The sequence below is a fragment of the Ectobacillus ponti genome (genome assembly GCF_024294785.1).
GTDB classification, from domain to species: Bacteria; Bacillota; Bacilli; order Bacillales; family Bacillaceae_G; genus Ectobacillus; species Ectobacillus ponti.
The window spans coordinates 413,407-432,533 of record NZ_JANCLT010000002.1 but is presented as its reverse complement, the minus strand read 5'-3'; the positions used below and the strand labels follow the sequence as shown (position 1 = coordinate 432,533).

The following is a 19,127-nucleotide window of genomic DNA, read 5'->3' as shown; positions in this document are numbered from 1 at the left end:
TGAACAGCATGCAAATTTCAGCAGAGCAAATTGTAATGAAGATGACGCAGGAGCTGGCAGCGGCACAGCAGGAGCCGGCCAAATTGCGGGAGCATGTGGCGGCGGTGCGCGCCCTGTGCGATCTGCTTTTGGAGGCGCAGCCAGCTGCCCTGCCGGCGTCCCCGGTGATGCCGGCGGTTCCGCAGCCTATGTTCCGCACAATGCCATTACCGGCAAAAGAAGAGGATGGCGGGGGCTCTCTCTTAGACTTTTAAGCTGAACTTCAGTATGATAGAACTAAAAAAGCAGGTGACTACATGAAGGTATTCTTTCTATTAGGCTGCATCAGCGCGTTTCTATCTGTCGCGCTTGGCGCGTTCGGCGCCCATGGCCTCGAGGGCCGCATTTCCGCCAAGATGCTGGAGGTATGGAAAACGGGCGTTACGTATCAGATGTTCCACTCCGGGGGCCTGTTTGTGGTGGCATTCTTGCTGAACAAGCTGCCCAACATGTCCCTCATCAACACAGCGGGCTGGTTTATGACAGCCGGCATTATTATTTTCTCCGGAAGCCTGTATGCCCTGAGTACATCAGGCATCAAGATTCTGGGAGCCATCACCCCGATTGGCGGCGTGGCGTTCCTTACAGCATGGGTCATGCTGGGCATCGCGGCGGTAAAAGGACTATAAAAAAAGCTGGCAGCGGGGGCTGCCAGCTTTTTTCTAGCGGGATTGATAGGTAGAAGGCTGTGTTGGATAGAAGTAGTTCACTTCCCCTTCAAACTCCACATAATCGAGATAAATCATAAGGAGCAGGGACCGTTTGCCGGTGGTCGGGTCACTGATGATGATATGGTCGCGGCCGGCCGCTTCAATGATGCCCTTATAAGCCTGTGTGCCAAGTGAACTGCCCCGCTCGTAGGTCATGTAAATCGTTGCCGGTTTCCCTTTGTTCAAGCGCAGAATATTTTCAATGTAAGACTGCTCCAGCGGCAGCAGGCCCGCCTGCTGGGCATATTGCGCCTGCATTTGCTGCACTGTTGGCTGCTGCATAGGCTGCTGCATAGGCTGCTGCAAATACCCTCCTGAAGGCTGATAGAATCCATTTCCGCCATATTGGCCCTGTGTCATAGAAACCCTCCTCACATTTAAATAGAGTAGACCTTTGGACAATCTTCTCCCGTCGGCTGAAAGAAGCAGTGGTTTTTATAGCGCCCCGAGTTTTCCTGGCTGAACCAAGTTGACGGACAATCGCCGCCCGGGCGGAAAAACCAGAGTGCATAGTTGCCCGGCCAGAAGCGCTCACCGTTGATGACGCGGCGCGCCAATGCGATGTCGCTGTCGCGTGCCCGCTGGTAGAAGTATCCTTTTTGGGTGGCCTCGAAGCCTCCGGGGTTCTGATAAATCATCTGCCGGAGATCGCGGACCTTTTTGAAATCAAGACAGTTGCCAAGCACACGGTTTACACCAACGTTGCCGACCAGAAGCATGCCGAGCGGTCCTTCCCCCTCTGCCTCAGCCCGCATTAAGCGCGCCAGCATCTTCACGTGTTCCTCTGTATATGGAATGACTCCCATATCTTCACCTCGCTTTTGTGATTCTAAGGTGCCTGCGATGAAGTAAGAAAGAATCACTATTTCATATGTATGGGATACAGGGGAAGGATATGCCTGGAAACAAAAAACGAGACAGCCGAAACTGTCCCGTTTTGTTTCTTATACGTGAAGGAAGTGTGCCACCTTTTCTTCAGGCAGGATGTTGCCCACGAAGAAGGAGCCGAATTCGCCGTAGCGCGCGCTCACTTCGTCAAAGCGCATTTCATAGACAAGCTTCTTGAACTGGAGCACATCATCAGCGAACAGCGTGACGCCCCACTCATAGTCGTCAAAGCCGACAGAGCCTGTGATGATTTGCTTGACCTTGCCCGCGTACTGGCGGCCGATCATGCCATGGCTGTACATCATCTTCTTGCGGTCCTCCATGGACAGCATGTACCAGTTGTCTTCGCCCTGGCGGCGCTTGTCCATCGGATAGAAGCACACGTGCTGTGCCTTTGGCAGCGTCGGCTTCAGGCGCGCAATGATTTGCGGATTCTGGTATGGATCCTCTGTCGCCGGCAGGTAGTTGCTCAGCTCGACAACGGATACATAGGAATACGCAGGGACAAGATACTCAGCCAGCGTAGTCTTATTAAAGGCTGTTTCAATGTCGTTCAGCTCTTCCATGGTCGGACGAAGAATCATCAGCATGATGTCCGCCTTCTGTCCGACAACCGTGTAGATGGCGTGGCTGCCGGCATTGTCATCCTGCACAGCGTTCCACTGCTCTGCCATATTTAAAAATTCATGAATTGCTTTCTGGCGCTCATCGCTGGACAGCTGCTTCCATGCAGACCAGTCAACAGAACGGAAGTCGTGCAAACAGTACCAGCCGTCTAACGTTTTTGCTGCTTCACTCATGACTTGTCACCTCTAGATACGATTTTACATACATTCCTACTATAACATAAATACGGGGAAAAATAGAAAGGAAGGCTGAAAGTAAGTTTTTGAAAATTGTCAATACATAATCATTTCCTTTTCATCTATTTTTTGAGGTCGAAACGTTTAAATTATAGACAAAAAGTTTTATGCTAAGAAGTGGACATTTGAATTGGGAGGTCTCTATTGTGAGCGACTTATTTGCAACAATTAAGCAACAGATTCACGGCAAGGGAGTTACGATTGTATTTCCTGAAGGTACAGATGAGAGAATTCTGGGCGCGGCTGAGCGTTTGGCGAAGGATGAAGTAGTAAAGCCGATCTTGATTGGTGCTGAGGCTGCCATCCGTGACAAAGCGGCTGGGATGAATCTGACGCTTTCTGGAATCGATATCTATGACCCGGCTACATACGATGCAATGGAAGACATGGTGGCTTCCTTCGTGGAGCGCCGCAAAGGCAAGGCGACTCCTGAGGATGCCCGCAAAATTCTGCAGGACGAGAACTACTTCGGCACGATGCTCGTTCACATGGGCAAGGCGCAAGGCCTCGTAAGCGGTGCGGCTCACTCTACAGCTGACACAGTGCGTCCGGCTCTGCAAATCATTAAGACAAAGCCAGGTGTGTCCAAGACGTCCGGCGTGTTCATCATGGTGCGCGGTGATGAGAAGTATGTGTTCGCGGATTGCGCGATCAACATTTCTCCATCCAGCCAGGACCTGGCGGAAATTGCGGTGGAAAGCGCGAAGACGGCGCAGCTGTTCGGCATTGACCCGCGCGTGGCGATGCTGAGCTTCTCTACAAAGGGCTCCGCGAAGTCCCCTGAGACAGAGAAGGTTGTGGAAGCAACAGGCATTGCGAAGGAAATGGCGCCCCAGCTGACACTGGACGGCGAGTTCCAGTTTGACGCGGCGTTCGTTCCGTCTGTGGCAGAGAAGAAAGCGCCGGGCTCCGTTCTGAAGGGCGATGCGAACGTATTCGTATTCCCAAGCCTGGAAGCCGGCAACATCGGCTACAAAATCGCGCAGCGCCTTGGCAACTTCGAGGCAATCGGCCCGATCCTGCAAGGCCTGAACATGCCGGTGAACGACCTGTCCCGCGGCTGCAATGAGGAAGATGTATACAAGCTGGCGCTGATTACAGCCGGCCAGACACTGTAATGGTGGAGGATACCGCTTTGGGGCGGTATCCTTTTTGTGTGGAACAATCTTTTCGAAAAATGAAACAATCACAAAACATTTTTCCCACTTTTGCATGTTCAGCTTTATATATAGGGCGAAAATCTATGTTTGGAGGACGCCCAGATGAGCAAACTGTTCGAGCTAATGAAGGAAAACCGCCAATTTGAGACGGCTGCAGCCTGCAATGAGTGGAAAGCGGAGGTGCGCCGTTTATATAGAGAGGAATTGAATGATACGGACCTGCTGGTGCTGGATATCCTGAGCCGCTATGCGGTGAATGAGAAGCTGGGGAGCTGCGGTGCCGCCTGCCTGCTGCTGGAGACGCTGGCTGAATTGGCCGGAAAAAGCATGCGGACAGTGCGCCGCGCCGCCTCTAAGCTGGAGGGGCTCGGCATCCTGCAGCGCATTGCCACGAAGGAGCGCAGGAAGCAGGGCGGCTACAGCGCGAACATCTATGTGCTGCAAAAAGCCGCGGTTGACCGCATGAGTGACCGCATGATGGTGTCCGTATGCAGAGAGCCGGAGAAGCCAGCTGCCGCAACGCCTGCAGCCCAAAAAGCAGCGCCAGAAGCTCTTGCTTTTTCTAAAGCTCCTGATGACCTGGAGAAAAAAGAAAGTATAACGTACCTCGATGAGACGTACGCCGGCCACCATGTCCCGGAAGTATTTATCCGCACGATGGTGCCGATGACCCGCTGCCCGAAGACAATCAAGGATGCCTGGTCCAAAATCCAGATGGCCTTCCGCAAAAGCGGCCTGCCGGAGCAAGGGCTGCAGCTCGAGGAGCTGTGGGAGCAGCAAGAGGCACAGCATGAGCTGCTGCGCCGGGTGAAAGGTGCGGTGCGTGCCCACCGCTTCAACGAAATCCGAAAAGACTTCGGGGCTCTGTTGTATGGCACGTCTCTGCAAATGTTCCGCGAAGAAGCCGCAGAGCTCAGTGCCGCCGCCAGACGCGCTGCCGGGGTGAAGCTGTACAACTTTTTAGAATAGCGCCTTGTTGTTGCGCTCAACCACGCGCTCGAGGTGCTGCTCATACAATGGCACTTCCTCGGGGAGCAGCTGTGACGGGACAAGCTCCGGCGTGAAGCCCTGCAGCGTCCGCAGCAGGCGCAGCATCAAATCGCTGACCGTGATGTGCTCGCCAAGCAGCTCGGACAGGGATGCCATCACATGCGGTGTGATATCCGGATAGACAAACTTCGTCTCCTCGCCTTTTCGTGCCAGCTGATAGAAATCGCGTACGAGCGCTGCCCGCTCAGAGCCGCTGCCGGTGGCGCACAGGTAAATCTGCACCGCGATGCCGCCGCGGATGCGGCGCTGGGAAATGCCGGCGAACTTCTTGTCATGAATGCTGAGGTCATAGCTGCCCGGGCAGTAGGAGCCGACAATTTCCTTCGCCTCAATCTGGACGGGATAATCCTTCAGCATGTCCTGAATGAGGTGCCACATGGCATCGTAGCCAAGGTTAATATCAATGCCTTTTTCCGTCTCGCGCAGAATGAGGGAGATGTTCAGCACGCCTTCATCGAGCACAACAGCCAAACCGCCGGAGTTGCGGACAATGACCTGCCAGCCCTTCTCCTGTAAGAAGCGGATGCCCTCCTGCAGATAGGGAAGCCGCGTGTCCTGGATGCCAAGGACAATCGTGTTATGGTGCACCCAGGAGCGCATCGTTGCCGGCGAGGCTCCGTTGCCGACCACGGTGCAGAGAGTGTCGTCCATCGCAAAGGACTGCAGCGCATGAAACTGCGGGCCGAGGCTGGACTGATCTATAATACGCCACTCGGGCTGATATAAGATGGAATCGCTCATGATCAAAACTCCTTTTGTAGACATACTCTCCATTATAATACAAAAAGGAAGATAGCCATATTGCTACCTTCCCATCTATCACTCTGCGATTTTTTCCAGATTGCCGTTGCGGTCCATCCGGAAGGCCGTTGCTGTTTTCTCTTCATCATCGAGCAGCGCCAGCTTGCGGGCCCTGTTCATGATCTTCATCAGCATCTCGTAATCTTCCTGAATCGTATTGGAGTTTTGCTCCAGCTTGGCGACCTTTTGCTCCAGCTCTTCATTCCGCCGCGTGTACTCGGCAATTTCGCGGCGCAATCTTTCATTCTCCCGCTCCAGGGCGGCTGCTTTCACATCTGTGTGGCCCAGGTTTTGCAGAAAGTGAATCACGTCTGCCATTGTCATTTCACCGGACTGAGCGACAACAGGCGCCTGCATCGGCATGGCCGGCAATGCCCAGCCCTCTTCACCGGCGGCTTCCATTTCCTCTACGGACGCGCTCATGATCGCTGGAACGGCTGGTGTTGGCGGTGTATACAGCAGCTTCTTCTTCGCCTGCTCGCCGCCGACTGCCCGCATGCGCTCCTTGCGATGCTTCTTCGCCAGCTGCAGCGCTTTATCATAGTTATAACGGACCACCGCGTTCCAGCGGAAGCCGCAGGCTGCCGAGGTCCGGTTCAATTTGTCTCCCACTTCTTCAAAGGCATTGAGCTGTGTGCTTCCCTCGCGCACATGGCGGAGCACTGTCTCCGCCAGCAGCAGATCATCTTCATCTGTCCATGCATCTTGTCTGACTTTCATAGAGTTGCTTCATCTCCTTTTTTTCCCTGTCAAGCTTGCTTTTCTATCTTTAGAATGGACAAGTGCTGCAGGTTTTATACAAACCTTTCAAAAATATGGTAGATTGAAAAGGTATGTTAAGTTGCATTGCAGGGGAAAGAAGAGTAAAATACCTTTTAGCGATTTGCATACTGGTGAATACTAAACTTAAGTCAAGTTTGAGATAGAGGAAGTGTTGTACATTATGGCAAATGAATTTCGCATCTGCGATGATTGTCAGGCCACGAATATTAAGACGCTGGTGCCAAAGCTGAAGAAGGTGGATGCCGAAGCGGACATCAAAATCGGCTGCCAATCCTACTGCGGCCCGGGGCGGAAGAAGTCCTTCGCCTTCGTGAACAATCGTCCGGTTGCTGCACCGAATGAAGATGAACTGATTGTGAAGATTCAGGATAAGCTGAAGAAGTGAGAGCCGGCCGCCATGGTCCGGCTCTTTTCTTAAGCTATTTTTAAGAAATGTACTATACACTGGCAGCAAAAACGGACAAGAGGAGCAGAAGACATGAGATTGAAAACCGGAGTTCCCATTGTGCTGGCGGTTCTGTCATTGTGGCTGACAGCGGGCTGCCAGGCACAGGCAGTTCAGCAGACTTCCAGTACAAGACAAGCGGAGAAACCCCAGGCCAGTGAATGGATGGACAGCGGCATCAGCCGTTACAATAAGATGATGAACAGCGGTACTGAGCAGAGCGGTGACGGCACATTTCAGGCGTTTATGAAGGACTATATTATGAAATCCGCCCAGCAGGCCTTGGACAAGGGCGCAGATTTGTCCAAGTATAAGTGGCTCACCATTCAGGATGGAAAGGTGACAGCTGTGGACTGGAACCAATATCAGCAATTCGTTTCCCAATTCAAAAAGATATAGCGGATCCCCCCGCCATATCTTTTTTCGTGTTTGCCTGCCATTTGCTTTTCGTTTCCATGGCCGGATAGATTGGGTATAATAATAGTACGAATGGAAAGGGGGTCTTTGTTTTGTTTTACGCAAATGGAAAGCTGGCAGAGAAAAAGGTTTTCAAAGATCCTGTACATAAGTATGTCCATGTGGAAGACCGGTTGATTTGGGACTTGATCGGGACGGCGGAATTTCAGCGGCTGCGCCGGATTAAGCAGCTCGGCACCACATTTTTCACCTTTCACGGAGCGGAGCACAGCCGCTTCAACCACTCGCTCGGCGTATATGAAATTGTGCGCCGCATGATTGATGACGTGTTCGACGGCCGGCCGGAATGGAAGACGGAGGACCGCATGCTTTGTCTGTGCGCGGCCCTGCTGCACGATATCGGCCACGGCCCGTTTTCGCATTCCTTTGAAAAAGTATTTGAGCTGGATCATGAAGAATTTACGCAGCGCATCATTATGGGTGACACCGAGGTGAATGCCGTATTGCGCCGCTATGATTATCACTTTCCGGAAAAGGTGGCGGCGGTCATCGCCAAGACCTCGGACAACAAGGTGGCCATCAGCATGATTTCCAGCCAGATTGACGCGGACCGTATGGATTACCTGCTGCGGGATGCGTACTTCACAGGCGTCAGCTACGGCAACTTTGATCTCGAGCGGGTGCTGCGCGTCATGCGGCCGTACAATAATCAAATTGTCATCAAGCAAAGCGGCATGCATGCGGTGGAGCACTACATCATGAGCCGCTATCAAATGTACTGGCAAATTTATTTCCATCCGGTGACCCGCAGCGCGGAGGTTATCCTGACCAAGATTCTGCACCGTGCGAAAACGCTGCATCAGCAGTACTACACCTTCAAGCATCAGCCTGTCCACTTCTATTCTCTGTTTGAGGAGGAAGTGAATCTGGAAGAGTATCTGAAGCTCGATGAGAATATTATGTATTACTATTTTCAAGTATGGCAGGAGGAAGAGGATTCCATTCTGCAGGATTTATGCCGCCGCTTCATGAACCGCAATTTGTTCAAGTATGTGGACTTTGTGGAAAGCAAGCATGCCCTGAACAACTGGGTGGAAATCAGCAGCCTGTTCAAGAAGGCGGGCATTGATCCGGAGTACTATCTGGTGGTCGATTCCACATCGGATTTGCCGTATGATTTTTACCGGACGGGAGAGGAAGAGGCGCGGCTGCCGATCATGCTCCTCATGCCGAATGGGGATTTGCGCGAGCTGTCGCGGGAGTCAGAGATTGTGGAGGCCATTACCGGCAAGAAACGGACGGACCGGAAGCTGTTTTATCCGCATGACCTGCTGACGGAGGATCCGAAGAAGGCGAAGATCAAGGAGCAAATTCTGAAGCTGCTGAAGGGATAAAAAAAGCAGCCGGCAGGCTGCTTTTTACTCGGCGTCGCTCAGGCGCTTACCTGCAACGGCGTAGTGGTTTTTGGACATTTCTTCAATGAACACAACAACCTTCTCAGCTGGTGCGCCCGTTGTTTCCACAACCGCTGCTGTTACCTTTTCCGCAAGAGCCTTCTTTTGCTCTTCAGTGCGGCCTTCAAGCATTTTCACTGTTACGTATGGCATTGGATTCACTCCTTTGATATGTAGGTACATGCATTATTATAACGCATTCTTAGACAGAACAGTAAAAAATAAGGAGCTGGAGAATGGAACATTTATTTGTATATTCACTGCAGGAGCTGCCGCTTGTCGCGCTGGCGCTTGTGATTGCCTTTTCCGTGCATGAGTTCGCGCACGCCTATGTAGCTTACAAGTTTGGCGATCCGACTGCCAAGCAGCAGGGGCGCCTGACGCTGTCGCCGCTGAAGCACTTGGACCCGATCGGAACGCTGGCCATCCTGCTGCTTGGCTTCGGCTGGGCGCGCCCGGTCCCGGTCAATCCGTATTTCTTTAAAAAGCCGCGCCTCGCTGGTATTCTTGTATCCGTTGCCGGCCCTCTCAGCAACCTCGTGCTGGCTGCGCTTGGCTTCATTATCTGGTATGCCATGCTGCGGTTCGGCGTGGCGGATGCTGTGCCGCAATCGGTGGCGGATACGCTGCATCAGTTTTTCAGCATTTTCGTGAACCTGAATATTGTGCTGCTCGTGTTCAACCTGCTGCCGCTGCCGCCTTTGGACGGCTATCGCATCCTGGAGGACTTGATGCCGATGGGCGTGCGGGCGAAAATGACGCAGTATGAGAACTATGGAGCGATTGTTTTCCTGATTTTGGTCATTACGCCGCTGGATCAATACACGATTCAGCCGATTTTCAATATTGTCATTCCGCGTGTCTCGTATGCGCTGAACAGTATCATTGCCCCGCTGTTCGGGATTGTGTAAGGAGGAAATGAGATGGAAGAGAAAAAGAAGAATATTGGCTTTAATATTTTAAAAAATGACTCCACGAGCGGCCACGGCGGCTTTGGGGTCGGCGCGCTGAGCTTGGAAAATATGTCTCCGGTATTTGTGGACGTGGAGGAAGGCACCGCGTTCGTGGATATGGGCGCCATGCATGCGCGCAGTGTGGTGGAAAAGGGGATCAAATTCCTGACGAATAGAGATGAGGTGCCAAACGGCAAGCCGTACTGGCTCGTATGGGTCACCGTTGAACGCACAGAAAGCGGCGCTTACTATGCAGGCGTGACGGCCTGCGACATGACGGTTGACCGGGAGGCGCGCCGCGGCTACAAGCTGCTGCCGGACCATGTGAACAAGATGGATAAGTCGCTGAAGCGCCACATCATCGTGGATCACATGGATGAGAAGTCCAAGAAGGTGCTGGCGGCCTTCCTGCAGGAGCATGACCCGGGCATGTGGGAGCGCTCCGGCGACAAGCTGAAGCAGGGCCTCAGCTAAACTTTTCTTGTAGAATTTTCAGAATTCAAGTAAACTAAATGCAAGCCTGTCTACAGGAAGAACTAGGACACAGAAAGGTCTCCGCATACCCGGCGGAGACCTTTCGAATTATGGGGGACTGCTTTGGGACACTTGTGATTGTAGGAAGTCCCGTCTGACTGTCGGGAATCGCCCGCAATTGTAGGAAAGCCCTTTTGAATTGTAGGAAAGCCCTTTTGAATTGTAGGAAAGCCCTTCTGAATTGTAGGAAAAGCCCTCCGAATTGTAGGAAACCTCGTCCCACTGTCGGGAATCCGTCCGCAAGCCTGTAGAAATCCCGCCCCTACCAAGGGAAGTATTTCTTCCACCAGCCGTTCTTGGCATCCTCCTGCCCCTTGATCTTCATACGGTTGAAGCCGTCCTCGCCGTCTAAATGCTCCGTACAGTAGTCTGTCGGCTCCGTTCCTTTTACAAAGTACATCTGCACCGCCACAGGGCAGCCCTTCGTGGCAAGCTTGCCGTTGGCCGGATTGATTTTCAGCCCGACGACGCCGCTTGGCTTCTCGAAATCCTCCTTCGGCTCATCCGCCAGGCCCTGTTCCATGACGTTGACCCAGATTTCCTTGGCGTAGCGCTGCTCAGCCGCATCGCTCAGCACCTTGTTGCGGTCATAGCCTGTCCAGACACTTGTGACAAGCTGCGGGGTGAAGCCGATCATCCAGCTGTCCGTGCTCGTGGAGCCGGACTTGCCCGCGTAAGGGCGGGAGAGCTTGCCCGAAATGGTTTGTCCGGTAACTGAGGCATAGCCGTTATACTTCTTATTGAACATGCCGGTCATGAGCTCGTCCATGACAAAGGCCGTCTCCTTGGACAGCTTCTGCTCGGCTTCGAGGTGGGCATCATATAAAATGGTGCCGTCCTTGTCGGTGACCCGGCGGATGAAGACCGGATTCACCCGCTTGCCGCCGTTGGCGAACATGCTGTAGGCGGTTGTCATTTCAATCGGGCGTACCGGCGAGGTGCCCAGGGCCAGGGAAGGGACCTCGTGCAGCGGACTCGTAATGCCAAACTCCTTCGCTGCCTTCACCAGTTGGCCCATGCCGAGGAACATGTGCGTCTTGACTGCATAGATGTTATCGGACACAGCCAGCGCCTGCGCCATGGTCACGAAATCATCCGCGTAATAATTGTTGTAATTCGTTGGTGCATATTGTGTAACGCCATCATCCATCTTAAAGGTAGTATACTCGCTCTTCAGCCGCGTGGCCGGGGTGAAGCCCTGCTTCAAGGCCGCGTAATACAGAAACGGCTTGAAGGTTGAGCCAGGCTGGCGGAGCGCCTGTGTGGCCCGGTTGAACTGGCTCTTTTGATAGTCCCGTCCGCCGAGGAGGGCTTTGACCTCTCCCGTCCGCGGGTCCATGGAGATGACTGCGGTTTCGAGTTCGGTGCTGCCCGGGATCGTGTTGGTCACCGTATCCTCGGCAATCTTTTGCAGCTTCGGATTCAGCGTGGTATAGACACGAAGACCGCCGCGTTCAATGGTCTGCTCCGGAATGTTCAGGTCACGCACCAGCACATTCTGCACCACATCCTGAAAATAAGGGGCAGTCCCGGCAGTTGCCCGTTCCTTGAAGGGCTGGAAGGCAAGGTCCGTATGCATCGCCTCCTCTTCCTGCGTCTTGGTAATGTAGCCCTGCTCCCGCATGGCTGACAAAATGAGAGCTTGCCGCCCGCGGGCCCGTTCCTTGCTGACGTAAGGGGAGTACAGGCTCGGTCCTTTCGGGATGCCCGCCAGCATGGCGGACTCCGCCAAGGTCAGGTCACGGGCATGCTTGTTGAAATAAAGCATGGAGGCCGCTTCAATCCCATAGGCGCCGTGCCCATAGTAAATCGTGTTCAGGTAGCCTTCCAGAATTTCATTTTTACTGTAGTTGGCTTCCAGACGGATGGTGTAGACCGCCTCTACAGCCTTCCGCCGCCAGGTTTTATCGTGGTCCAAATAGAGGTTCCGGGCATATTGCTGGGTGATGGTGCTCGCGCCCTGCACCTTGGCCATCGCCTTCAGGTCCGCGACGAGCGCCCCGCCGATGCGCCGGAAATCAAAGCCGTGGTGCTCGTAAAAGCGTTGGTCTTCAATGGAAATGGTCGCCTCCCGCAGGTACGGGGAGATGCGGTCCAGCGAAACCCATGGCCGCGCCTGCCCGGTGTCACTGCGGCCGAGCACAGAGTCGTCGCTGGCATAAAAGGTTGTTGTCTGCGGCGCAGCTATAGGAGGGGGCCCCGCAAGCCTTGCAATCCCGTAGCCGGCCAGCAGCAGGAGCCCTACAGACAGAATGCCTGCGGTTGTAATGATCACAAAAGCCCGAAGCAGCCTCTTGGTTGTTTTGGCGGCGATGAGTTCCATATCTTTCACCCTCTCGCAAAAAAAGTGCTTTTACTAGTATGAGAGGATTTCAGCCTTTTTAAACGAAGCGGACTGAAAAAAGCGCCTGCATAGAGCATTTGGCAAATGCTAAAAATAACAGGGCGCAAAGATGACGATTCGACAAAAAATGAGGGCGGCACATGACAGCCATGTAAAATCTTCGTGTTTTTTGTATTTTTAGCTATACTTTTCAGACGTTTTGTTTTATTTTTGTTAAGGGAGTTTTTAAGTCAACTCTTCCGGTTGGTTCATTTGAAAAGCAAGAAATAAGCTGACAAGCTTTCTATACATTATTACAAAGAAAGGCGTGACCCCAATGGAACTATGGTTCACCGAGAAACAAACTGAGAACTTTGGCATCACAGCGAAAATTAAGCGTACTTTACATACAGAGCAAACGGAATTCCAAAAGCTTGATATGGTAGAGACAGAAGAGTTCGGCAACATGCTGATCCTTGACGGCATGGTTATGACAACGCAAAAGGATGAGTTCGTCTACCACGAGATGGTGGCGCACATTCCTTTGTTCACGCATCCAAACCCTGAGAACGTGCTGGTTGTGGGCGGCGGCGACGGCGGCGTCATCCGTGAAGTGCTGAAGCACCCAAGCGTGAAGAAGGCGACACTTGTGGAAATCGACGGCAAGGTCATCGAGTACTCCAAGAAGTATCTGCCGGAAATCGCCGGCGAGTTGGACAACCCGCGCGTGGAAGTGAAAGTGGATGACGGCTTCCTGCACATTGCGCAAAGCGAGAACGAGTATGATGTCATCATGGTTGACTCCACAGAGCCGGTTGGCCCTGCGGTAAACCTGTTCACAAAAGGCTTCTATGCCGGCATCTCCAAAGCGCTGAAGGAAGATGGCATCTTCGTGGCGCAAACAGACAACCCATGGTTCACACCTGAGCTGATCACAAATGTATTCCGTGACGTAAAGGAAATCTTCCCGATCACGCGCCTGTACACTGCAAGCATCCCGACTTACCCAAGCGGTCTTTGGACGTTCACAATCGGCTCCAAAAAGCATGATCCGCTGGCAGTAAGCGAAGAGCGCTTCCATGACATTGAAACAAAGTACTACACAAAAGAGCTTCACAAAGCGGCGTTCGCACTGCCGAAGTTTGTGGGCGACCTAATCAAATAATCTGCAGCGCCTCTATATGGGGCGCTTCTTACATACAAGGAGGAACTACTCATGCGTTTCGATCCAGCATACTCTGGCAATGTGTTTATTAAGAGCCATGAAAATTATGAAGAGTCTGAAGCAGTCATTTACGGCATGCCGATGGACTGGACAGTAAGCTTCCGTCCGGGCTCCCGTTTCGGCCCTGCCCGCATCCGTGAAGTATCCATCGGTCTGGAGGAATACAGCCCGTACATGGACCGCCATCTTGAAGAAGTGAAGTACTTCGATGCCGGCGATATTCCGCTGCCATTCGGCAACCCCGGCAAGAGTGTGGATATGATTGAAGCCTACATCGACGGCCTGTTGGCGGACGGCAAGTTCCCGCTTGGCCTTGGCGGGGAGCACCTGGTGTCCTGGCCAGTCATGAAGGCGATGTACAAAAAATATCCGGATCTGGCTATCGTGCATTTCGACGCGCACACAGACCTGCGTGACGACTATGAAGGCGAGCCGTACTCCCACGCAACACCAATCAAGAAGGTGTGCGACCTGATCGGACCGAAAAACGTGTACTCCTTCGGCATCCGCTCCGGTCTGCGCGAAGAGTTCCAGTGGGCGAAGGAAGTCGGCATGAACCTGTTCAAGTTCGACGTGCTGGAGCCGCTGAAGAAGGTGCTGCCTGAGTTGGCAGGCCGCCCGATCTACCTGACAATCGACATCGACGTACTGGACCCTGCCCATGCGCCTGGCACAGGCACATTGGAAGCGGGCGGCATCACATCCAAAGAGCTGCTTGCGTCTCTTGTGGCCATTGCGGAGTCTGAGGTGAACGTAGTCGGTGCTGATATTGTGGAAGTGGCGCCTGTATATGACCACAGCGAGCAAACACCGATTGTGGCAAGTAAGCTTGTTCGTGAAATCCTGCTTGGTATGGTGAAATCTAAATAATTGGAAAGACCCTGTCCACAGGGTCTTTCTTGCATCTTCAACGGAGCCTGTCTATATGTAAAATGTTACAAGCTTGTTGTAGAAATTTAAGTTGAATGTTAAAGGAAATACTCTATAATAGTAAAAGGATTAGTTTTGTCGAAATTTCACACATGCTCTCAGAGCGGAGGGAGAAGGAATGGAGCTTATTAAAGACACGATTGTCACCGTTGTAGTGGGTTTGTTCTTCGTACTGACAATATATATTAACTTGAATACATTATACTATGTTATTTTAGGCTTTTTCGGCTTTGGAAAGGCAAAGCGCGACTATGAAATCACGGAAGACAAGACTCGTTTCCTGATTCTGGTTGCAGCTCATAACGAGGAAAAGGTAATTGCTTCAACAATTGAAAACTTGAGACAAATTGATTATAACCCGGAATTGTTTGATGTATACATTGTGAATGACAATAGTATAGACCGTACAGGCGCCATCTGTGAAGAAATGGGCCAGAAGTATGTGGATACAAGCAAGAAGCTGTTTGAACGGGAAGGTGTCGGCAAACCGGCGGGATTGCAGTATGCACTGCGTGAGCTTGGATTCGAGAAGCTGGTTGACAAATATGATTGCTTGATGATTCTGGATGCAGACAATCATGTGGACCCGACAATTCTGAAGGAATTGAACTCCCAGTATGTGGCCAAAGGGGAGCCTGAAGCCATTCAAGCTTATCTTGATTCCAAAAACTCTGCCACAAACTTGTCTCTTGGCTATGCCGTGAGCTATTATTTAGTAAACCGTTTCTTCCAGTTGGCGAAATACCGCCTTGGACTCATTAACTCCATCGGCGGTACTGGTTTTATTGTGAAAATGAGCTATCTCATGAAGCATGGCGGCTTCCGTTTCAAATCTCTGACAGAAGACATCGAGCTGGAGATGGAAATTGTAAAAGACAACGGCCGTGTTTTGTGGAACCACTTTGTCCGTGTGTATGATGAAAAGCCGGATAACTTTAAAGTGAGCATCAAGCAGCGTACAAGATGGTCCCAGGGCCACTGGTACGTAGCGTTTACAAATTTCAAGCCAATGGTGAAGCTGTTCTTTAAGGAAAAGCGTAAAATTAAGATTCTTGACCAGCTGCTGTACTTGTTCGGTATGGCGCGTGCGGTTCAGCTGACGCTGACATTGGCGGGGATTGTTATCATTTACGGCTATGGTTTCGTGACAAACAGGCTGCATGACTTCTCCACAACCGGAAATCAGCTGATTGATATGATCTTTGGTGTGAGCTTCCTGTCCTTGTTCATGTTCATTTATCAGTTTGGCGTCCTGATGTTCTATGCCATTAAGATGGACACAAAGCAGAAGTACAGCTTCCTGCGCATGACCTGGGCTACATTGTTCTATGCGTACACATACATCTACGCGCAGCTGGTTGGTTTGTTGAAGTGGCGCCAGCAGCACACATGGGTGAAAACAGAGCATAACAAAACAGCGGTTGACCATAATAGAGAAACCGCATAAGAGGGATAAAGTTCGGCAGGTGTCTGGTCTTAGCGCACGAATGTGCCCTAAGGCCAGCCCTCTGTTTTTATGTGGAAATTTTTAGATGGCTGCTGTGGCGGCAGGATGCAAGTGAGGGGATTTTGCATGGGAATAGCCTGTTTTCTCGTGAACTTTCGCCGCCATATCCTTAAAGCGTAATATGGTTACGTATCCAACGGAAGATTTAGAAGAGCAGTTTAGGCAAGAAAATAGCCAAAACAGTCTGATTAGGGAGGAAAAATCCATGCAAACATCTTCAGTTCTCATTATTGTTCCGGCATACAATGAGTCTGCCACTCTTGCGAATACTATCCGCCATTTGCAGGAGATCACAAAGGACAAAATGGATATTTTAATTGTAAATGACGGATCGAAGGACAATACGGGTGAAATTGCCGAAAGCTTGGGTGTTTCCGTTGTCCATATGCCTTATAACATGGGCATTGGTTCTGCTATGCAAACAGGCTACTTGTATGCCGCCGAGAACCATTATGATGTTGCCATCCAGTTCGACGCTGACGGTCAGCACCCGGCTCATCAGATCGAGCACCTTCTGTCCTATATTGAAAGTGGACAAGCAGACTTTGTCATCGGCTCCCGTTTCCGAGAGAAGACAGACTATCGGGGCAGCGTTATGAGACGTATTGGCATCTATTACTTTTCCGGCTTGCTTCGCCTGCTGACCGGCAAACAGTTCACAGATCCGACATCAGGCTTCCGTGCAGCCAATACTGCTGTAATCCAGGAGTTTGCCAAGGAGTATCCATACGATTATCCGGAGCCGGAGGTGCTTATTTCTCTGCAGCGCAAAGGCTACCGCTTGATGGAAACAAGTGTGAATATGCGGGAAAGACAAGGTGGGGTCAGCTCGATTCATGCCTTCAAGTCCTTCCATTACATGGTGAAGGTCACCCTTGCCATACTTATGCACACCTTTGCTAAGGGAGAGTAATCATGACAATCTATACATTTTCATTTTTAATTTCATTGCTCGCGCTGATTGTTGTAGTAATGTCCGTTCATAAGAAGCAGTTGGACATGCGTTTCTCGTTGTTTTGGATTTTTGCTTGTGTCGCTATGATGCTGCTTTCCATCAATGAATCCGTTGTGAATAACGCAGCCAAGTGGCTGAACGTATATTATGCGCCATCTCTGCTCTTTCTGGTCGGCTTCATCTTCGTCCTGCTGCTGATCTTCCATTTGACACGCATTATCACCAAGCTGGATCACCGTCTTACCCGTCTGACACAACGTTATGCTTTGCTGGAAGCGCAGCAGAAGGAAGAGGATGAAGAATGAAGTGGATTCTATTACTTTGCAATATGGCATGTATGGTCGGAGGTCAAATCGCTTGGAAGTATGCGGTTGGTGATAAGCTTGATGTCATAAAGCTCTTGTCCAATGTCTGGTTTTGGACAGGTGGCATTCTGTATGTAGCGGCTACCGGGATTTGGCTGCTGATTCTCTCCAAGATGCCGCTTAGTGTGGCTTATCCTCTGCAAAGCTTCTGCTATGTGCTGGGCATTATTGCAGGTGTAACGCTGTTTGGGGAACGTATTCAAAGCGGCCATATTTGGGGGAGCTTGCTCATTCTTCTTGGCGTCGCTATCATTGCAAAAACGCAAGCTTAATAACGGAGGAACGTAATGAAATCTATTCCTGTACTTCACCGCTGGGTATTGGGTGCCATTCTGTTGTTTGTGGGCTGTGTCGGTTTGCTGGCCATTCACAATCATGGTGGAACGATGTACCTCGGCAGCTTCACAACTTATAACAATGATGACGTGCGCTATATCCGCAGCGCCCAAACCCTTTTTAAAACCGGGGTATTCAGCTACTGGAACCCGAAAGAATCAACTGTCTTCATTATGCCAATGCTTCCGATTGTTGTGGGGGCTTGCTTAAAGCTGTTCGGCTTTTGGAAGGGCCTGCTGGCTTACCGCTTGCTTTCCCTGTTCTTGCTGATGGTGACAATTGTACTGATCTATCTGATTTGCCGCCGCATCTTTCCTGCCTCTGTCGGACTGTTTGCCGCTGCTCTCTACGCTCTTTATCTTCCAAATTATTGGTTGACAAATGTAATTCTAACCGAGATTTTGGGGCAATTCGGTCTTTGGCTGACAATTTGGCTTGGCATTGTGGCAGTGCAAACAAAGAAGCTTTCCTGGTTTGCTGCCTGTGCGGCTGCGCTTTCGTTTGCCATCTATGTCCGGCCGAACTTCGCGCTGATCCCACTTGTCTTCTTGGCCTACATGCTGCTGCAGCGTTATGAATGGAAGGCGCTTTGGAAGCCGATGGTGGTTGTGGCCAGTGTAATGGTTCTGCTCATGTCTCCTTGGTGGATTCGAAATGCGGTAACATTCCACAAGTTTATTCCGCTGACCAAGTCATCCGGAAACCCAATGATGCTGGGGGCTATGCTGAATTTCCAATATCCAGCCGGCGCGGAGACAGCGCTGCGGGATGTACTGAAAAAAATGGAGACTGCCAAGGGCGAAATTGCTTCAGATGAAGCATGGGTGGAAGCGGCGAAAGCAGTGCGTGACTACGGCTTTCAAACACAGCCGAAGGTGTATTGGAAGCACTACACAATTGAGCGTGTGGCGGAGCTGATTAAGGATCCGTGCTACTGGTCGCCGATTCTCGGGATATCTATGGAAGCTGCCACTGGACAGCACCGTGCCTTGGTTCTCATTGGATTTCTTGGTCTTCTGGCCAGTCTATGGCGCAAGGACCGGCGCAAATCATCCTCCATTATCCTGCTGTTGCTGGCATACTTTGTTGTGACAGCCATTCCGTTCGTCACCTTCTCACGCTACGGCTATGTGGTGATGCCGATGATGACCATCTATGCGGCTTATTTGCTTCATTTGATGTTCCCTGGAAAACGGCAAGCAGGTGCTGAAGCTGGAAATGAATCTGCCTGATCTAACCTTGATGGGCGGCAGTTTCCCCGGAAGAAGTCTAAAATAAAGGACAGTGGTGCCAACCTCAAAGCATACGCGTTGAGGTTGGCCCTCTGTCTTTTTGTTTCCCGGCCGGCGCCGTGCCAAGAGGTGGAAGAAAGCAAAGCATTTTGCAGGC

At 51.5% G+C, this 19,127-nt stretch carries 23 protein-coding genes; 16 read left to right on the top strand and 7 right to left on the bottom strand.

The window, feature by feature from the left end; translation table 11 throughout:
* Positions 1 to 8 precede the first annotated feature (8 nt).
* Together NK662_RS05600 and NK662_RS05595 are read left to right on the top strand one after the other, a co-directional pair.
* Positions 9 to 254, top strand: a complete 246-nt coding sequence (locus NK662_RS05600) for a YwdI family protein (protein WP_254757915.1) — start codon at positions 9 to 11, stop codon at positions 252 to 254.
* Between the two features lie 42 nt (positions 255 to 296).
* Complete coding sequence (locus tag NK662_RS05595; RefSeq protein WP_254757914.1) at positions 297 to 668, top strand: DUF423 domain-containing protein; 372 nt, start codon at positions 297 to 299, stop codon at positions 666 to 668.
* A gap of 33 nt (positions 669 to 701) precedes the next feature.
* Here NK662_RS05595 and gerQ read toward each other — a convergent pair whose 3' ends face one another.
* The 3 genes from gerQ to hemQ all read right to left on the bottom strand — a co-directional run bounded on the left by gerQ (position 702) and on the right by hemQ (position 2,437).
* The gene (gene gerQ, locus NK662_RS05590; protein ID WP_254757913.1) at positions 702 to 1,109 is read right to left on the bottom strand and encodes a spore coat protein GerQ; all 408 of its coding nucleotides are present in this window, start codon (positions 1,107 to 1,109) and stop codon (positions 702 to 704) included.
* A gap of 17 nt (positions 1,110 to 1,126) precedes the next feature.
* Positions 1,127 to 1,555: a cell wall hydrolase gene (locus NK662_RS05585; RefSeq protein ID WP_254757912.1), complete on the bottom strand. Its 429-nt coding sequence runs from the start codon at positions 1,553 to 1,555 to the stop codon at positions 1,127 to 1,129.
* A gap of 138 nt (positions 1,556 to 1,693) precedes the next feature.
* Positions 1,694 to 2,437: a hydrogen peroxide-dependent heme synthase gene (gene hemQ, locus NK662_RS05580; RefSeq protein WP_254757911.1), complete on the bottom strand. Its 744-nt coding sequence runs from the start codon at positions 2,435 to 2,437 to the stop codon at positions 1,694 to 1,696.
* A 209-nt stretch (positions 2,438 to 2,646) separates the two neighbouring features.
* On the opposite strand from hemQ, the gene pta reads away from it, so the two are divergent.
* Both pta and NK662_RS05570 read left to right on the top strand, forming a co-directional pair.
* A complete protein-coding gene (pta, locus tag NK662_RS05575) occupies positions 2,647 to 3,618 on the top strand; it encodes a phosphate acetyltransferase (protein ID WP_254757910.1) in 972 nt (323 codons plus the stop codon).
* Between the two features lie 144 nt (positions 3,619 to 3,762).
* Positions 3,763 to 4,629 (top strand): helix-turn-helix domain-containing protein, encoded by an 867-nt coding sequence (locus NK662_RS05570; RefSeq protein ID WP_254757909.1) that lies wholly within the window; start codon positions 3,763 to 3,765, stop codon positions 4,627 to 4,629.
* On the opposite strand, the gene lipL is transcribed toward NK662_RS05570, so the two are convergent.
* Entirely contained in the window at positions 4,621 to 5,457 is an 837-nt protein-coding gene (gene lipL / locus NK662_RS05565; protein WP_254758038.1) for an octanoyl-[GcvH]:protein N-octanoyltransferase, read from the bottom strand. The two genes, NK662_RS05570 and lipL, sit on opposite strands and share 9 nt — an antisense overlap.
* Positions 5,458 to 5,529: 72 nt before the next feature.
* Complete coding sequence (locus NK662_RS05560) at positions 5,530 to 6,231, bottom strand: RsfA family transcriptional regulator (RefSeq protein WP_254757908.1); 702 nt, start codon at positions 6,229 to 6,231, stop codon at positions 5,530 to 5,532.
* A 223-nt stretch (positions 6,232 to 6,454) separates the two neighbouring features.
* Here NK662_RS05560 and NK662_RS05555 point away from each other — a divergent pair, with 223 nt between their 5' ends.
* From NK662_RS05555 to NK662_RS05545, 3 genes are all read left to right on the top strand, one after another.
* Positions 6,455 to 6,679 (top strand): YuzB family protein, encoded by a 225-nt coding sequence (locus NK662_RS05555; RefSeq protein ID WP_254757907.1) that lies wholly within the window; start codon positions 6,455 to 6,457, stop codon positions 6,677 to 6,679.
* Between the two features lie 93 nt (positions 6,680 to 6,772).
* The gene (locus NK662_RS05550) at positions 6,773 to 7,138 is read left to right on the top strand and encodes a hypothetical protein (RefSeq protein ID WP_254757906.1); all 366 of its coding nucleotides are present in this window, start codon (positions 6,773 to 6,775) and stop codon (positions 7,136 to 7,138) included.
* A gap of 110 nt (positions 7,139 to 7,248) precedes the next feature.
* Complete coding sequence (locus NK662_RS05545; protein WP_254757905.1) at positions 7,249 to 8,550, top strand: HD domain-containing protein; 1,302 nt, start codon at positions 7,249 to 7,251, stop codon at positions 8,548 to 8,550.
* A 24-nt stretch (positions 8,551 to 8,574) separates the two neighbouring features.
* Here the strand turns inward: NK662_RS05545 and thmT are convergent, their stop codons facing one another.
* Positions 8,575 to 8,763 carry a 2-hydroxymuconate tautomerase gene (gene thmT / locus NK662_RS05540; RefSeq protein WP_254757904.1) on the bottom strand — a complete coding sequence of 63 codons (189 nt, stop codon included), beginning with the start codon at positions 8,761 to 8,763 and terminating at the stop codon, positions 8,575 to 8,577.
* An 83-nt stretch (positions 8,764 to 8,846) separates the two neighbouring features.
* Here thmT and NK662_RS05535 point away from each other — a divergent pair, with 83 nt between their 5' ends.
* Together NK662_RS05535 and NK662_RS05530 are read left to right on the top strand one after the other, a co-directional pair.
* Positions 8,847 to 9,521 carry a site-2 protease family protein gene (locus NK662_RS05535; protein WP_254757903.1) on the top strand — a complete coding sequence of 225 codons (675 nt, stop codon included), beginning with the start codon at positions 8,847 to 8,849 and terminating at the stop codon, positions 9,519 to 9,521.
* A gap of 12 nt (positions 9,522 to 9,533) precedes the next feature.
* The gene (locus NK662_RS05530) at positions 9,534 to 10,037 is read left to right on the top strand and encodes a YwhD family protein (RefSeq protein ID WP_254757902.1); all 504 of its coding nucleotides are present in this window, start codon (positions 9,534 to 9,536) and stop codon (positions 10,035 to 10,037) included.
* A gap of 322 nt (positions 10,038 to 10,359) precedes the next feature.
* Here the strand turns inward: NK662_RS05530 and NK662_RS05525 are convergent, their stop codons facing one another.
* Complete coding sequence (locus tag NK662_RS05525; RefSeq protein WP_254757901.1) at positions 10,360 to 12,420, bottom strand: transglycosylase domain-containing protein; 2,061 nt, start codon at positions 12,418 to 12,420, stop codon at positions 10,360 to 10,362.
* Positions 12,421 to 12,757: 337 nt separating this feature from the next.
* On the opposite strand from NK662_RS05525, the gene speE reads away from it, so the two are divergent.
* The 7 genes from speE (at position 12,758) to NK662_RS05490 (ending at position 18,970) form a co-directional block, all read left to right on the top strand.
* Entirely contained in the window at positions 12,758 to 13,585 is an 828-nt protein-coding gene (gene speE, locus NK662_RS05520; protein WP_254757900.1) for a spermidine synthase, read from the top strand.
* Between the two features lie 51 nt (positions 13,586 to 13,636).
* Positions 13,637 to 14,515 (top strand): agmatinase, encoded by an 879-nt coding sequence (gene speB, locus NK662_RS05515; RefSeq protein ID WP_254757899.1) that lies wholly within the window; start codon positions 13,637 to 13,639, stop codon positions 14,513 to 14,515.
* A gap of 178 nt (positions 14,516 to 14,693) precedes the next feature.
* The gene (locus NK662_RS05510; protein WP_254757898.1) at positions 14,694 to 16,022 is read left to right on the top strand and encodes a glycosyltransferase family 2 protein; all 1,329 of its coding nucleotides are present in this window, start codon (positions 14,694 to 14,696) and stop codon (positions 16,020 to 16,022) included.
* Positions 16,023 to 16,269: 247 nt separating this feature from the next.
* Entirely contained in the window at positions 16,270 to 16,995 is a 726-nt protein-coding gene (locus NK662_RS05505) for a glycosyltransferase family 2 protein (protein WP_438503593.1), read from the top strand.
* Between the two features lie 2 nt (positions 16,996 to 16,997).
* Positions 16,998 to 17,342, top strand: coding sequence for a DUF2304 domain-containing protein (locus NK662_RS05500; RefSeq protein WP_254757896.1), 345 nt, complete (start codon positions 16,998 to 17,000; stop codon positions 17,340 to 17,342).
* Entirely contained in the window at positions 17,339 to 17,674 is a 336-nt protein-coding gene (locus NK662_RS05495; protein WP_254757895.1) for a DMT family transporter, read from the top strand. The genes NK662_RS05500 and NK662_RS05495 overlap by 4 nt, the downstream gene beginning before the upstream one ends.
* A gap of 15 nt (positions 17,675 to 17,689) precedes the next feature.
* Positions 17,690 to 18,970: an ArnT family glycosyltransferase gene (locus NK662_RS05490; protein ID WP_254757894.1), complete on the top strand. Its 1,281-nt coding sequence runs from the start codon at positions 17,690 to 17,692 to the stop codon at positions 18,968 to 18,970.
* The last annotated feature ends 157 nt before the right edge of the window (positions 18,971 to 19,127 follow it).

What these genes read in the sequence shown, in the direction of transcription:
- NK662_RS05600 (WP_254757915.1), top strand. Translation starts at nt 9, where the DNA reads ATGCAAATTTCAGCAGAGCAAATTGTAATGAAGATGACGCAGGAGCTG.
- NK662_RS05595 (WP_254757914.1), top strand. Translation starts at nt 297, where the DNA reads ATGAAGGTATTCTTTCTATTAGGCTGCATCAGCGCGTTTCTATCTGTC.
- gerQ (WP_254757913.1), bottom strand. Translation starts at nt 1,109, where the DNA reads ATGACACAGGGCCAATATGGCGGAAATGGATTCTATCAGCCTTCAGGA.
- NK662_RS05585 (WP_254757912.1), bottom strand. Translation starts at nt 1,555, where the DNA reads ATGGGAGTCATTCCATATACAGAGGAACACGTGAAGATGCTGGCGCGC.
- hemQ (WP_254757911.1), bottom strand. Translation starts at nt 2,437, where the DNA reads ATGAGTGAAGCAGCAAAAACGTTAGACGGCTGGTACTGTTTGCACGAC.
- NK662_RS05570 (WP_254757909.1), top strand. Translation starts at nt 3,763, where the DNA reads ATGAGCAAACTGTTCGAGCTAATGAAGGAAAACCGCCAATTTGAGACG.
- NK662_RS05560 (WP_254757908.1), bottom strand. Translation starts at nt 6,231, where the DNA reads ATGAAAGTCAGACAAGATGCATGGACAGATGAAGATGATCTGCTGCTG.
- NK662_RS05555 (WP_254757907.1), top strand. Translation starts at nt 6,455, where the DNA reads ATGGCAAATGAATTTCGCATCTGCGATGATTGTCAGGCCACGAATATT.
- NK662_RS05550 (WP_254757906.1), top strand. Translation starts at nt 6,773, where the DNA reads ATGAGATTGAAAACCGGAGTTCCCATTGTGCTGGCGGTTCTGTCATTG.
- thmT (WP_254757904.1), bottom strand. Translation starts at nt 8,763, where the DNA reads ATGCCATACGTAACAGTGAAAATGCTTGAAGGCCGCACTGAAGAGCAA.
- NK662_RS05535 (WP_254757903.1), top strand. Translation starts at nt 8,847, where the DNA reads ATGGAACATTTATTTGTATATTCACTGCAGGAGCTGCCGCTTGTCGCG.
- NK662_RS05530 (WP_254757902.1), top strand. Translation starts at nt 9,534, where the DNA reads ATGGAAGAGAAAAAGAAGAATATTGGCTTTAATATTTTAAAAAATGAC.
- NK662_RS05525 (WP_254757901.1), bottom strand. Translation starts at nt 12,420, where the DNA reads ATGGAACTCATCGCCGCCAAAACAACCAAGAGGCTGCTTCGGGCTTTT.
- speE (WP_254757900.1), top strand. Translation starts at nt 12,758, where the DNA reads ATGGAACTATGGTTCACCGAGAAACAAACTGAGAACTTTGGCATCACA.
- speB (WP_254757899.1), top strand. Translation starts at nt 13,637, where the DNA reads ATGCGTTTCGATCCAGCATACTCTGGCAATGTGTTTATTAAGAGCCAT.
- NK662_RS05510 (WP_254757898.1), top strand. Translation starts at nt 14,694, where the DNA reads ATGGAGCTTATTAAAGACACGATTGTCACCGTTGTAGTGGGTTTGTTC.
- NK662_RS05500 (WP_254757896.1), top strand. Translation starts at nt 16,998, where the DNA reads ATGACAATCTATACATTTTCATTTTTAATTTCATTGCTCGCGCTGATT.
- NK662_RS05495 (WP_254757895.1), top strand. Translation starts at nt 17,339, where the DNA reads ATGAAGTGGATTCTATTACTTTGCAATATGGCATGTATGGTCGGAGGT.
- NK662_RS05490 (WP_254757894.1), top strand. Translation starts at nt 17,690, where the DNA reads ATGAAATCTATTCCTGTACTTCACCGCTGGGTATTGGGTGCCATTCTG.